This is a genomic window from Bacillus sp. BC05(2025) (genome assembly GCF_056725905.1).
This window is the reverse complement of sequence record NZ_JBWYRA010000008.1, coordinates 174,092-188,460: the sequence shown is the minus strand read 5'-3', so window position 1 is coordinate 188,460 and position 14,369 is coordinate 174,092. Positions and strand designations below refer to the sequence as shown.

The window sequence follows — 14,369 nt, the reverse complement described above, 5'->3', positions numbered from 1 at the left end:
GATTGCGTATGAGTGATGTAATGACTGATCGTACCCCTCCGCATAATATAGAAGCTGAGCAGGCAGTCTTAGGTGCTATATTGATTGATCAGGATGCATTAACGTCAGCATCGGAACTATTGGTACCTGACTCATTTTATCGAACGAAACACCAAAAGATTTTCGAAGTCATGCTTGGTTTATCTGATAAGGGGGAGCCGATCGACCTAGTAATGATGACGTCAGCGATGGCTGATCAAGGGTTACTTGAAGAAGTTGGTGGTGTTTCTTACTTAGCAGAATTAGCAGAAGTTGTTCCAACTGCTGCTAACGTAGAGTATTATGCACGAATCATCGCTGAAAAAGCGCTGTTACGTCGTTTAATTCGAACAGCGACTCATATTGTGTCTGATGGATATGAGAGAGAAGATGATGTGGATGGCCTATTAAATGAGGCTGAGAAAAAAATATTAGAAGTATCACATCAAACGAATGCTAAGGCATTCCAAAATATTAAAGACGTTCTTGTAGATGCCTACGATAAAATCGAACTTTTGCATAACCAAAAAGGTGAAGTTACCGGGATACCAACTGGATTTACTGAATTAGATAAGATGACGGCAGGGTTCCAACGAAATGATTTAATCATCGTAGCAGCACGTCCATCGGTAGGGAAAACGGCATTTTCATTAAATATCGCACAAAACGTAGCGACGAAAACGGATGAAAATGTAGCGATTTTTAGTCTAGAGATGGGTGCCGATCAGTTAGTTATGCGTATGCTTTGTGCAGAAGGGAATATCGATGCACAAAGACTTCGTACAGGATCATTAACTTCTGATGATTGGGCGAAATTAACGATGGCGATGGGGAGCCTTTCTAATGCCGGTATTTATATTGATGATACGCCTGGGATTAAGGTGAATGAGATTCGAGCAAAATGTCGTAGATTAAAACAAGAACAGGGTCTTGGTATGATCTTGATTGACTACTTACAGCTTATTCAAGGAAGTGGGAAATCAGGAGAGAACCGTCAGCAGGAAGTATCTGAGATTTCTCGTACACTAAAAGGGATTGCACGTGAATTGCAAGTGCCCGTGATTGCCTTGTCGCAGTTATCTCGTGGTGTAGAATCTCGTCAAGATAAACGTCCGATGATGTCTGATATTCGTGAATCGGGAAGTATTGAGCAGGATGCTGATATTGTAGCCTTCTTATATCGTGAAGATTACTATGACCGAGAAACGGAAAACAAAAATACGATTGAAATTATTATTGCGAAGCAGCGTAACGGTCCAGTAGGCTCAGTAGAGCTTGCATTCGTTAAGGAGTTTAATAAGTTCGTTAACTTAGAACGTCGCTTCGAAGATGGACATGCGCCGCCGGCATAAAGATAGTATAAAAAAGAAACGCATTTCTTATAATAAGATGTGTTTCTTTTTTTTTTATATAAAAGATAAGGCTTTCATAATGTAAAAATATAATTCTTACGAACGAAAAAGTTTTTTTATAAAAAAATGTTCGTTTTTTGGTTGACTTCTTTTTCCGTTTTGGTACAATTATATTGTTTGAATAGATCGTTTGAAAATTGCGGAGGTGCTTTAATAATGTCTTCAGTAGTAGTTGTAGGAACACAATGGGGCGACGAAGGAAAAGGTAAAATCACTGATTTTCTTTCTGAGCATGCGGAAGTAGTTGCAAGATATCAAGGTGGAAATAACGCAGGACATACAATTGTATTCGGCGGGGTTAAATATAAATTACACTTAATTCCATCTGGTATTTTCTATAAAGAAAAAATTTGTGTAATCGGAAACGGCTTAGTAGTAGATCCGAAAGCGTTACTTGAAGAGTTAAAATACTTACACGATCGTGGTGTAAGTACTGATAATTTACGCGTAAGTAACCGTGCGCACGTTATTTTACCTTATCACTTAAAACAAGATGAGTTAGAAGAAGCAAGTAAAGGTGATGACAAAATCGGTACAACGAAAAAAGGTATCGGTCCTGCATATATGGACAAAGCTGCTCGTATCGGTATCCGTATGGCTGATCTTTTAGACCGTGAAGCATTTAAAGAGAAGCTTGAGCGCAATTTAGCACAAAAAAATCGTTTGTTTGAAAAAATGTACGATACAGAAGGTTTCAGTGTAGAAGAAATTTTCGAAGAGTACTTCGAGTATGGACAACAAATCGCACAATATGTGTGTGATACGTCTGTTGTATTAAATGATGCATTAGATAACAATCACCGTGTATTATTTGAAGGTGCACAAGGTGTTATGCTTGATATCGACCATGGTACGTACCCATTCGTTACATCTTCTAACCCGATTGCTGGTGGTGTAACAGTTGGAACTGGAGTTGGCCCTGCAAAAGTTACTCGCGTTGTAGGTGTATGTAAAGCATATACAAGCCGTGTTGGTGATGGTCCATTCCCTACTGAGCTTCATGATGAAATTGGTCATCAAATTCGTGAAGTTGGTCGTGAGTATGGAACGACAACTGGTCGTCCACGCCGCGTAGGTTGGTTCGATAGCGTTGTTGTAAGACATGCACGTCGTGTTAGTGGTTTAACAGATTTATCATTAAACTCTATCGACGTTCTAACTGGTATTCCAACTCTTAAAATTTGTGTCGCTTACAAATGCGATGGCGAAGTTATCGATGAAGTTCCAGCAAACTTAAACATTTTAGCGAAATGTGAGCCTGTATACGAAGAGCTTCCAGGTTGGACAGAAGATATTACTGGTGTAAGATCATTAGACGAGCTTCCTGAAAATGCACGAAAATACGTAGAACGTGTTTCTGAATTAACAGGAATTCAATTATCTATGTTCTCAGTTGGACCAGATCGTAACCAAACAAATATCGTTCGTAACGTATACGAAGCTTAATTGATATTTTTGAGAAAAAACTCATGTCCGCATGAGTTTTTTCTCATCTTTTATAAAAAAATAAAAAAAGGTATTGCAAAAGATAAAGAAAACATGTTATGATACATCTTGTCGTCACGAAAATATGACGTTGGTGAGTATGAGCCATTAGCTCAGTTGGTAGAGCATCTGACTTTTAATCAGAGGGTCGAAGGTTCGAGTCCTTCATGGCTCACCATTTTATTTTTCGTGGCCCGTTGGTCAAGTGGTTAAGACACCGCCCTTTCACGGCGGTAACACGGGTTCGAATCCCGTACGGGTCATGTTTTTTTATGTTCATTTTTGGTCCCGTGGTGTAGTGGTTAACATGCCTGCCTGTCACGCAGGAGATCGCCGGTTCGACCCCGGTCGGGACCGCCACTTTTGTTTATACCACCATTAGTGGTTTTATATATAGTTTTGGCTCGGTAGCTCAGTCGGTAGAGCAGAGGACTGAAAATCCTCGTGTCGGCGGTTCGATTCCGTCCCGAGCCACTCTCAGGATATTAAGTGGGCCCACTTAATATCCTTTTTATTTGTGTAATTTTACAAAATTGAGTAGTTATTTTAAAATAGAATGAGGAGCCTCTAGCAGTTGAAGCTAGAGGTTTTTCTATAGATCGTATAGGATTCCGTGTAAATGTGGATCATACATGAGTCTGTGAGAATAGAGGAAAAGTACTTAAGCAAAAGATGCGGTCATATAGGGACATACTATGTAGACATCAATGTGTTTAAGGATATTGACCATATTTTTACCCCACTATTTACTGGGCAGTAAGCCCCCGCCTTAAAATTCAGCGAAAGCAAAGAAGTTAGGTGGGGAGCGGGCTGCCCGTAAAAGCCCAATTGGTGAGGGCTAATAATCAGTGGGTGATGAAGAAAACACCCACCAATTAAAGTTTCACTTTATAAGGAGGAAATAGACGATGATGGGAAAGAAAATTTTAGTAGTTGATGATGAAAAGCCGATTGCGGATATTTTGAAGTTCAACCTAGAAAAAGAAGGTTTTGAAATTGTAATGGCGCATGATGGTGATGAAGCGATTGAAAAAGCGACTGAAGAACAGCCAGATATGGTTTTATTAGATATTATGCTACCAGGTAAGGATGGCTTAGAGGTTTGCCGTGAAATACGTAAAAGCTCAGAAATGCCGATTATTATGCTTACAGCGAAGGACTCTGAAATCGATAAAGTATTAGGACTTGAGCTTGGAGCAGATGATTATGTAACAAAGCCATTTAGTACGAGGGAATTACTTGCTCGCGTGAAGGCGAATTTACGTCGCCATCAACAAGGTGGTGCTGCAGAAAAAGAAGAAAATACGGAAATGGTTATTGGACCAATTGTTATCAATCCGAATGCATATAGTGTAACGAAGCGTGAAGAAAATATTGAACTTACACATCGTGAATTTGAGCTACTACATTATTTAGCAAAACATTTAGGACAAGTTATGACGCGCGAACATTTATTGCAAACAGTTTGGGGTTATGACTACTTTGGAGATGTACGTACAGTGGATGTAACAGTTCGTCGTTTACGTGAAAAAATTGAAGATAATCCAAGTCATCCTACATTAATAGTCACTAGACGTGGAGTAGGGTATTACTTGCGTGACCCAGAGCAGGAATAGTATATGAAGAAAGTCGGTTTTTTTCAATCTATTCATTTAAAATTTGTACTCATATATATGCTATTAATATTGATAGCTATGCAGGTTATTGGGGTATATTTCGTTAGAGAATTAGAAAAGAGTCTTGTACAAGGATTTAGAGATTCTTTAACGCAGCAAACGAATTTATTATCATATAACTTGAAACAAGAGTTTAAAAAAAGTCATACAAAAGCAGAAACAGAATCAACAGATGAAACGATTAAAACTTCAATTCGAAAATTTGCCTCTGATCGTAAGAAAGATATTCAAGAGGTAAGTGTATTTGATTCGAATAGAAAGTTACTTGCTATTTCAGATGAGTCAAAGCAAAACAAGGTAAATAGAACATCAACTGATATAGCTGTTCAGCGGGTATTGGTACAAAAAAAACCAGAAGTGAAAATTGAGAAGGATGGTCGTACAGGTCACCGTGTACAAGTTATGATTACTCCTATTCTAGATGATAACGGCAAGGATGCACTTGGTGTTATTTACATTGTTGCATCTATGGAAGATGTCTATAAACAGATGAAGGATATTAATCAAATTTTTGCGACTGGAACCGTTATTGCATTACTCGTAACAGCTGTACTTGGAATTTTGTTAGCTCAAACGATTACGAGACCAATCTCAGATATGCGAAGACAAGCGATTGAAATGGCAAAAGGAAACTACTCAAGAAAAGTAAAAGTGCATAGCCATGATGAAATTGGACAATTAGCATTATCTTTCAATAATTTATCAAAAAAATTACAACAAGCTCGTTCTTCAACGGAAAGTGAAAGACGTAAATTATCATCCGTTTTATCACATATGACAGATGGGGTAATTGCTACCGACCGAAAAGGAGACATTATTTTATTAAATGATCCTGCGGAAAAGATGCTAAATGTTTCTCGTGAAACGGCACTCGATCAATCTGTTTTAGAAGTATTAGGGATACAGGAAGAATTTACGCTCGATCATTTATACGAAGAGCCTGATTCCGTTTTATTAGATTTTAGTACGAGAAATGAGCCATATATTTTACGTGCTAGTTTCTCTGTTATTCAAAAAGAGACAGGGAAAGCAAATGGTTTAATAGCCGTATTATATGACGTAACTGAACAAGAGCGTATAGAGAGGGAACGCCGCGAGTTTGTGGCAAACGTTTCCCATGAATTAAGAACGCCATTAACGACGATGCGCAGTTACTTAGAGGCTCTTACGGACGGCGCGTGGCAAGATCCGAATATTGCACCGCAATTTTTAACAGTTACACAAGAAGAAACAGAAAGAATGATTAGACTTGTAAATGCGTTATTGCAACTATCTAAACTCGATAGTACAGAACATCGTTTAATGAAAGAATGGGTCGACTTTACTGACTTCTTTAATAACATTATTGATCGTTTTGAAATGTCTAAAGAGCAAAACGTAAGTTTCAAACGATCTTTCTCTAAAAAATCTCGATTTATTGATATGGATACGGATAAAATTACGCAAGTATTGTATAACATTATTTCGAATGCATTAAAGTATTCACCAGAAGGTGGAACAGTAACATATCGTTTACGTGATCGCGGAGAATTATTAGAGATTAGTGTAAGTGACCAAGGAATGGGTATTCCGAAAGAGAATGTTGATAAAATCTTTGAACGTTTTTATCGTGTAGATAAAGCACGTTCAAGACAAATGGGTGGTACAGGACTTGGATTAGCAATTGCGAAAGAAATGATTGAGGCACATGGTGGCTCAATTTGGGCGAAGAGTGAGGAAGGAAAAGGGACAACGATTTATTTCACATTGCCAATGGCAGCGGATGAAGAGGACGAATGGGAATGAGTATGGAAAATGTTAAAACAATAGTTTTAATTAACTTAGTTGTAATTAGCCTATTTCTTACTTTTAACTTATGGACATATGTGCCAGATTCCACGTCTATGCAAAACGCAAAATTTGTGCAGGGTAATGAAGGAACTACTCAAACTAAAATCGGTGATGTTGTCCGCCCTACTTCTATCATTGTCCACAAAGATAAAAATCATTACGGGAGCAAAAGAGAGGGAGATATAGAATCAATCTATAAACCTTTGGAAGCAGGGGAATTATATGATTTCAAAGAGATATCGATTGCTAAAGCTGATTTCCTTTCTTATGTGCATGGTGAAGGGAAAATTGAACTTGTTTTTCCTACCAACATCCCATTTGACGCAGTTAAATCTATGTTTAATATGAAAGAAAAAAGTATAAATAAGCCTAAATATTTTAATCGAATTATTCTTGATCCTTCTAGAAGTAGGGATCAAGAAATTAAAATTAATTTTGTTTCTGATGGTGATAACTCTAGAATATATGAAGCAAAATTAAGTGGTTTGTATTTAAAAGATATTGTAAATGCACAAAATCAATTTATAGTATCGGCAAAACCTTATTTTGACTATCAAATTAATGATATGAAAAAGTTATTTTTACCAGATGGAACGACAGAATTAAGTAATATAACATATATTTCATCTAATTTAGCGGTTGATACATTTAAGAATGCTCTTTTTAGTGACCCGCGTTATTTAAGTCCTATTACCGAGAAATCGAAAGAAACATTTACAGACGGTATTAGGTCTATGGAGATTGAAAACGATCATCATATGCTAAAGTATAAAAATTCTTCTGTTTCAAGTGAGAAAACGACAGATAATTTAATGCTTTTACAAAAAAGCTTTGATTTTGTAAATGGTCACAGTGGGAGCTTGGATTCATATCGTTTGGACTATATGAATAAAGGACAGACGGTATTTCGTCTACATGAAGATGGATATTCCGTATTCAATACAGATGGATTAGCTGAATTGAGACAAGTGTGGGGATCAGAAGAAGTAATGGAATATGAAAGACCGTTGTTGTCTTTAAATACGAAAGGTATAGAGCAAAAGGTCACTCTTCCATCAGGTCACGTTGTAATAGCATCCTTAGAAAATAATCCCGCAGTAGATAAACGATTCATTAAAGACATTGGTATTGGATACAAATTATCACTAGATGGGCAAGTAGCTCGACTACAGCCAATTTGGTATGTAAAGTTTGTTGAAGATGAAGCTGGCAAACAAAAAATATATGAGTGGAGTGAGGGAGGACTAAATGGATTGGGATCGGATTAAAACCATATTTATTGTGACCTTTTTTGTTTTGGACCTCTTTCTCATCTTTCAATTCATTCAAAAGCAAGATAGTAATCAATTGGAGCTTATTGCAGAAACAAAGATAGATCAAGAATTAAAAGCGAACAAAATTACGATGGGTAATTTCCCTAAAGAACCAAAAAAAGAGTCATTTATTAGGGCGGAAAACAAGGCATTTAAAGAAGAAGATGTACAGTCTTTAAAAAATCAAACAGCCCATATACAAAATATGTACAAAATAGAAAGTAAGCTAAAAGAGCCCTTTTTGAATACAAAATCATTATCTAAAGATAAGTATAGTGATTTTTTGAAGAACTATGTATTGGATGGGCAAAAGTATGAGTTTGGTGCGATGAAAGACTCTAAAATTTACTTCTTCCAAAAATATAAAGATAAGCCTATTTTTTATAACGATCAGGCGATGATTGTTGTGGAATTAAATGAAAAAAATGAACTTGTGTCGTACACGCAAACGATGCTAACTGATTTAAAAGAAATGGGCGAAAGTGAAAAAACGAAACAGCAAGAAATTATTACTGCCCAAACGGCTTTAGAAAACCTATATTTAAAAAATAAAATTCATGGGAATACACATGTAAAAGAAGCACAAATTGGTTATGCCAACCTTACCGCATCTACTTCTAATAACCAAGTACTCGCTCCAACATGGAATTTAAAAACGGAGCAGAAGCAGGACTTCTTTGTAAATGCAATTGAAGGACAAGTTATGGAATTAGGTGAAAAGGAAAATCAAGTGGTTGATGAACATACTGGAGTGAGAAAGAATGGGGTTGCATTTTAGCGTACTTGCAAGTGGAAGTACAGGGAATATGCTATATGTAGGAACAGATGAAAAGAAATTACTCGTCGATGCAGGTTTAAGTGGTAAAGCAACAGAGGCTTTATTTAAACAGGCAGAACTAAATATAAATGATATATCAGGTATTCTTGTAACACATGAACATAGTGATCATATTAAAGGATTAGGTGTATTGGCACGTAAATATGATTTGCCTATTTATGCAAATGAGAAAACATGGAACGCAATGGAACACTTAATAGGAAATATCCCGACTGAGCAAAAGTTTATTTTCTCAGTTGGGGATGTGAAAACATTTGGTGATATTGAGGTCGAGTCATTTGGGGTGTCTCATGATGCGGCAGAGCCGATGTTCTATGCTTTTCATAACAATAATAGAAAATTAGCCCTTATTACAGATACGGGATACGTGAGTGACCGTATGAAAGGTGTTATTAAGGGAGCTAATGCTTTTGTATTTGAAAGTAATCATGACGTAGAAATGCTTCGTATGGGGCGTTATCCATGGAGTATTAAGCGACGTATTTTAAGTGATGTGGGTCACGTTTGTAATGAGGACGCTGCATTAGCGATGGCAGATGTAATTACAGATGAGACAAAACATATTTATTTAGCCCATTTAAGTTTAGATAATAACATGAAAGAACTAGCACGTATGTCAGTATCACAAGTATTAGAGGAAAAGGGATTTGGAGTGGGAGAAGCCTTTGAAATCCACGATACAGATCCAAAAATGCCGACAAAAATTCAATACGTATAATTCTTCATTTTAGTAAACAATAAAGGTGAATATAGTTGTTTTCAGGAAGATAGGTGAACAAATATGTCCTTTATTGATGAAGAAAATTATCGTATGAAACGTGCAAGAAAAAAGAAGCATAAAGGTATTGTTATTTCTAGTATAGCAGGAACAATTGTAGGAGCTTCGTTATTTGCATTTGGAGCTCCTTTGTTTTCAAATGATGCAGGCACGTTTCCACAAGCAGAAGCAAGTGGAAGTAATATGGCCCAAGCGCAAGGAATTAAACAAATTAGCTTTGTCGATGCTGTTGATCGTGCGTCTGAAGCTGTTGTTGGCGTTATTAATATTCAGCGAGATAATTTTTCAGAGGCAGATTCAGAAGCTGGTACAGGATCAGGCGTAATTTATAAAAAGACAGATGGTCAAGCTTACATTGTAACGAATAATCATGTTGTTGCTGGGGCGAATCGTATTGAAGTAAGTTTAAGTGACGGTAAGAAAGTTCCAGGAAAAGTATTAGGAACGGATGTAGTCACAGATTTGGCTGTACTAGAAATAGATGCAAAGCATGTGAAAAAAGTAATTGAAATTGGCGATTCTAATGCTGTTCGTAGAGGAGAACCGGTCATTGCGATTGGAAACCCGCTCGGGCTACAATTTTCTGGAACTGTCACACAAGGTATTATTTCGGCTAATGAACGTATTGTCCCTGTGGATTTAGATCAAGATGGACATTATGATTGGCAAGTAGAAGTATTGCAAACAGACGCAGCAATTAACCCAGGTAATAGTGGTGGTGCGCTTGTAAACGCAGCAGGTCAATTAATTGGTATTAATTCAATGAAAATCGCTGCAAAAGAAGTAGAAGGAATTGGACTAGCCATTCCTGTTAATAGAGCTGTTCCTATTATGAATGAATTAGAGAAGTACGGAAAAGTAAGAAGACCATATGTTGGAATTGAACTTAGATCGTTAAATGAGATTCCGAATTATTATTGGTCAAAAACATTGCATTTACCGGGCAATGTAACAGAGGGAGTTTGCATTTTAGATGTGAAAAGTCCTTCACCAGGTGCAGATGCTGGTTTACGAGAACATGATGTGATTGTAGCAGTAGATGGAAAACCGGTTCGGGATATTATCGGATTCCGTACGGCCCTATATGATAAAAAAATTAATGATAAAATGACCCTTACATTTTATCGTGGTACAAAACGAGCAACAACAACGGTTAAACTAGGCATTCAAAAGTATTAAAAACAGGAGGGCCTACCTCCTGTTTTCTATTGTAGAAAAGTGAGGTGAAGAATATGAATTTACCTTGTTGTTTAGAACATGTTGAATTAGCTTTAGATATTATTGTGGATGAGTGTGAAGTTGCACCGGTTATCAACAATGTGGATAACTCAGAAAAAGAGAAAAAAACATGTGAATTTTGTCAAAATGAGGCGACATATGTTGTATCGAACACAGATTCTCACACAATATGTGGGTAACATTTGTGGATATGTGGATAAGTTATGTGGATAACATGTTTGTAAGGTGGGGAATACGTGTGAATATCTCGATTATTTCAATTGGGAAATTAAAAGAAAAATATTTAAAACAAGGTATAGCAGAATACTTAAAACGATTATCTGCATACGCAAAAGTGGAAGTAATTGAATTACCAGATGAAAAGGCGCCAGAAAATTTAAGTGAAGCAGAAATGTTAATTGTAAAAGAAAAAGAGGGTATACGTATACTGGATAAAATTTCTGATGATACGCATGTCATTGCGTTAGCAATAGAAGGAAAACAAAAATCATCAGAAGAATTTGCAGTAAGCTTAGATCGTCTTGCTACATATGGAAAGAGTAAAGTTGCCTTTGTAATTGGAGGATCACTTGGACTAAGTTCAGAAGTAATGAAGCGTTCAAACGAATCACTTTCTTTTTCAAAGATGACATTACCACACCAATTAATGCGATTAGTATTGCTTGAGCAAGTGTATAGAGCATTTCGTATTAATCGCGGGGAACCGTATCATAAATAGTAATAGTACATTCAAACGGCTACAGATGTGGCCGTTTTCTATATTTCCTAAAATAAGTATGTTTCTATTTCTAAAAAAGTATGCTGTAATATGAAGAGGAAAAAGTATAAGTAGTCATAGAAGTGAGGAGTTAAAGGTGAAGAAGTTTAAGAAATTTTACTTGGAGATTACGAGTGTATGTAATCTTGCGTGCAGCTTTTGTCCGCCGACGGAAAGACAGAAGCAATTCATTTCTGTGGAGGATTTTGCAAAAAGGTTAGACCAAATTAAACCACACACAGACTACATTTATTTGCACGTGAAGGGTGAGCCGTTGCTGCATCCAAAAATAGATCAATTGTTAGATTTAAGCCATGAAAAAGGGTTTAAAGTTAATATTACAACGAACGGAACGTTAATTAATAAGAGACGGCATAGATTGTTAAATAAGCCTGCTTTAAGACAAATGAATTTTTCGCTGCATAGTTTTGATGGACACCCAGGTTCACAAGATAAAGAGGGGTATGTAAGAAGTATACTTTCCTTTATTAGAGAGGCAACGAGTCAATCGGATTTGATTGTTTCACTTAGATTATGGAATTTAACGCAGGATAATAAAACAAATGCTGAAATCCAGAAAAATAGAGAGTTATTATCCATCATTGAAAATGAGTTTGGTTTATCTTATCAAATCGAAGAGAAGCTTACACCAGGAAAAGGTATAAAAATTGCGGAACGTGTCTTTATTAATCAAGACTATGAATTCCAGTGGCCAGCATTACATGAAGAAGAGGATGATGGAAAAGGATTCTGTCATGGTCTTCGAAATCAAGCTGGTATTTTAGCGAACGGAACGGTTATTCCTTGTTGTTTAGATGGTGAAGGGATTATTAACCTTGGAAATATTAATAATGATTCATTTTCTAACATTATAGAAGGCGAAAGAGCAACAAACATTGTCGATGGTTTTTCTAGAAGAGTTGCAGTTGAAGAGCTATGTAGAAAATGTGGATACCGTAAAAGATTTGGAAAGTAAACATGAAATAAGCCCTCATAAAGCGAGGGCTTATTTTTTATCCCGCATTAACGGGCAGTAAGATCCCCACCTCAAAATTCAGCGGAAGCAAAGAAGTTAGGTAGGGAATCAACTGCCCGTAAAAGCCCGATTGGTGAGGGCTAATAATCAGTGGGGGATGGACACTCCCCACTGATTAAAGTTTCACTTTATTCTTGATAAGAGCGCTCTAATTCATCGATTAAGGAACCAACGTAAGAAACAGCTCTGCGGATTGCGTTTGGTTTTGACATATCGACTCCGGCATGTTTCATTAATTCAAGTGGTTTCATCGTACCACCAGCGCGAAGTACATCTAACCAGCGATCAACGGCAGGTTGTCCTTCTTCTTTAATCATTTGAGCTACTGCAGTAGATGCAGTGAGGCCTGCGGAATACGTGTAAGAATATAAGCCCATATAATAATGAGGTTGGCGCATCCAAGTTAAGCCAGCACCTTCGTCAATTTCTACAGAATCCCCCCAGAATGTGGAAAGTACATTTGTTTTTATTGCAGTTAAAGCTGTAGCTGTAAGTGCTTCTCCTTCTTCTGCTAGGCTGTATACTCTTCTTTGATATTCTCCCTCAAGTAAGTGAGTAACAAAGTTGTGATAATATGTGCCAAGTAGTTGCAGGATTACCCATCTGCGCATTCTCTTATCGTCATTCGTCGCTAATAAATGCTGGGCTAATAGTAATTCATTCATTGTAGATGGTGCTTCAACGAAGTACATAGATGGACGTACATTCATAATACGTTGGTTTTTATTTGCTAAATAAAAATGACCAGCATGCCCAAATTCATGAGCTAATGTGAAGCAGCCACGCATCGTATTTTGCCATGTAATTAAAATGTATGGATGAGAACCATACGGACTTGAACAAAATGCCCCTGTTGATTTCCCTACGTTATCTGCAAGGTCGACCCATCTTTCTTTGAATCCTTTTTCGATAATGGAACTATATTCATCCCCGAGTACTTGTAAAGAGTCTTGAATAAGTTTTCCAGCTTCTTCGTAAGTAATTGTCGGATTAAATTCGGGATCTAAAGGTGCATGTAAGTCGCAGAACAGCATTTCATCGAGTCCTAATACTTTCTTTTTTAAATCTGCAAAACGGCGCATATGAGGCGCTAATTCTTTATAAATAATATCAAGTTGATTATTATACATTTCAAGAGGAACTTTTTGAGGTTCTAAAAGCATATGAGTAACAGATTCAAATTTGCGTAAGCGAGAAAGTGTCACTTGTTTTTTTACTTCAGTCGCATATGTTGTTGCCACTGTATTCTTATATCGTTTCAAGGTGGAAACAAATGATGAGTATGCTTTCCTACGTATGTCTGCGCTTGGAGAAAACTCATATTTGCTTTCAAATAATGCAAACGATACAGGGAGTTCGTTTCCTTGTTCATCTTGTATGGAGTTAAAATCCATATCGGCTAATTTAGTCATACCGTAAATTTTGTATGGAGAACTATGTACTTCGCCAAGTGAAGCAAGAGCTTCTTCTGTTTCAGGAGAGAGCGTGTGCTGCCTTTTTTGTAATATGTCTAGTAATGAGTTACGGAAAGGTTCCAGTTTGATTTCTTCTGTTAAATATTTTTCAATCGTTCCTTCGTCAAATAAGAGGATTTCATTACGGATAAAGGATAGTGCAGTATGTACTTTTGTCCATAAAGCAGCAATTTTGGAAGAGTTCGCTTGAACAACTGGATTTGTACGGTCAGTAGATTCTTTTAAATTTGCGTAGGAGTATAATTTTGTTAACTTCATTAGAAGCTCTTCTTCTAAAAGTAGGCAATGTAATAAAGTAGTGGGGCTAGTGTGTAATTGCCCTTTAAACACATCAAGTTTTTTTATATCGTCTGTTAATACACGTAATGCAGTTTCCCACTCTTTATCAGATTCGTATAAATCAGAGAGGTCCCATGTTAATTCAGTAGGAACTTCTGCGCGAATATGGCGTTTCTCAATTACATCTTTCATATTTTATATCCCCCTTATTATAAGTATATAAAAACATGATA

Annotated in this window: 12 protein-coding genes and 4 tRNA genes; 15 read left to right on the top strand and 1 reads right to left on the bottom strand. The window is 36.8% G+C overall.

The annotated features are described in order from the left end of the window. Positions 1–8: 8 nt before the first annotated feature. From dnaB to ACZ76X_RS22155, 15 genes are all read left to right on the top strand, one after another. A complete protein-coding gene (dnaB, locus tag ACZ76X_RS22225) occupies positions 9–1,370 on the top strand; it encodes a replicative DNA helicase (RefSeq protein WP_479851706.1) in 1,362 nt (453 codons plus the stop codon). 216 nt (positions 1,371–1,586) lie between these two features. Beyond that, positions 1,587–2,876, top strand: coding sequence for an adenylosuccinate synthase (locus tag ACZ76X_RS22220; RefSeq protein ID WP_001977509.1), 1,290 nt, complete (start codon positions 1,587–1,589; stop codon positions 2,874–2,876). A 141-nt stretch (positions 2,877–3,017) separates the two neighbouring features. Next, positions 3,018–3,093, top strand: a tRNA-Lys gene (locus ACZ76X_RS22215). Positions 3,094–3,106: 13 nt separating this feature from the next. Beyond that, positions 3,107–3,178, top strand: a tRNA-Glu gene (locus ACZ76X_RS22210). A 21-nt stretch (positions 3,179–3,199) separates the two neighbouring features. Further along, a tRNA-Asp gene (locus ACZ76X_RS22205) sits at positions 3,200–3,275 on the top strand. Positions 3,276–3,316: 41 nt separating this feature from the next. After that, positions 3,317–3,389 (top strand) — tRNA-Phe (locus ACZ76X_RS22200). A 434-nt stretch (positions 3,390–3,823) separates the two neighbouring features. Beyond that, positions 3,824–4,531, top strand: coding sequence for a cell wall metabolism DNA-binding response regulator WalR (gene walR / locus ACZ76X_RS22195; RefSeq protein WP_000971872.1), 708 nt, complete (start codon positions 3,824–3,826; stop codon positions 4,529–4,531). A gap of 3 nt (positions 4,532–4,534) precedes the next feature. Then, on the top strand, positions 4,535–6,376 hold the full coding sequence (gene walK, locus ACZ76X_RS22190) for a cell wall metabolism sensor histidine kinase WalK (RefSeq protein ID WP_479851705.1): 1,842 nt from the start codon (positions 4,535–4,537) through the stop codon (positions 6,374–6,376). After that, positions 6,373–7,689 (top strand): YycH family regulatory protein, encoded by a 1,317-nt coding sequence (locus tag ACZ76X_RS22185; RefSeq protein WP_098668537.1) that lies wholly within the window; start codon positions 6,373–6,375, stop codon positions 7,687–7,689. The genes walK and ACZ76X_RS22185 overlap by 4 nt, the downstream gene beginning before the upstream one ends. After that, positions 7,670–8,512: a two-component system regulatory protein YycI gene (locus tag ACZ76X_RS22180; protein ID WP_342716543.1), complete on the top strand. Its 843-nt coding sequence runs from the start codon at positions 7,670–7,672 to the stop codon at positions 8,510–8,512. Before ACZ76X_RS22185 ends, ACZ76X_RS22180 begins: the two co-directional genes overlap by 20 nt. Then, a complete protein-coding gene (locus ACZ76X_RS22175) occupies positions 8,496–9,290 on the top strand; it encodes an MBL fold metallo-hydrolase (protein WP_098668539.1) in 795 nt (264 codons plus the stop codon). Before ACZ76X_RS22180 ends, ACZ76X_RS22175 begins: the two co-directional genes overlap by 17 nt. A gap of 63 nt (positions 9,291–9,353) precedes the next feature. After that, positions 9,354–10,529 (top strand): S1C family serine protease, encoded by a 1,176-nt coding sequence (locus ACZ76X_RS22170; RefSeq protein ID WP_479851704.1) that lies wholly within the window; start codon positions 9,354–9,356, stop codon positions 10,527–10,529. Positions 10,530–10,582: 53 nt separating this feature from the next. Continuing rightward, positions 10,583–10,768 (top strand): CxxH/CxxC protein, encoded by a 186-nt coding sequence (locus ACZ76X_RS22165; protein ID WP_001052827.1) that lies wholly within the window; start codon positions 10,583–10,585, stop codon positions 10,766–10,768. Positions 10,769–10,827: 59 nt separating this feature from the next. Next, the gene (gene rlmH, locus ACZ76X_RS22160; RefSeq protein WP_001027003.1) at positions 10,828–11,307 is read left to right on the top strand and encodes a 23S rRNA (pseudouridine(1915)-N(3))-methyltransferase RlmH; all 480 of its coding nucleotides are present in this window, start codon (positions 10,828–10,830) and stop codon (positions 11,305–11,307) included. 136 nt (positions 11,308–11,443) lie between these two features. Next, positions 11,444–12,322 carry a radical SAM/SPASM domain-containing protein gene (locus tag ACZ76X_RS22155; RefSeq protein ID WP_342716534.1) on the top strand — a complete coding sequence of 293 codons (879 nt, stop codon included), beginning with the start codon at positions 11,444–11,446 and terminating at the stop codon, positions 12,320–12,322. Positions 12,323–12,510: 188 nt separating this feature from the next. On the opposite strand, the gene pepF is transcribed toward ACZ76X_RS22155, so the two are convergent. Next, positions 12,511–14,328 (bottom strand): oligoendopeptidase F, encoded by a 1,818-nt coding sequence (pepF, locus tag ACZ76X_RS22150; RefSeq protein WP_479851703.1) that lies wholly within the window; start codon positions 14,326–14,328, stop codon positions 12,511–12,513. Positions 14,329–14,369 lie beyond the last annotated feature (41 nt).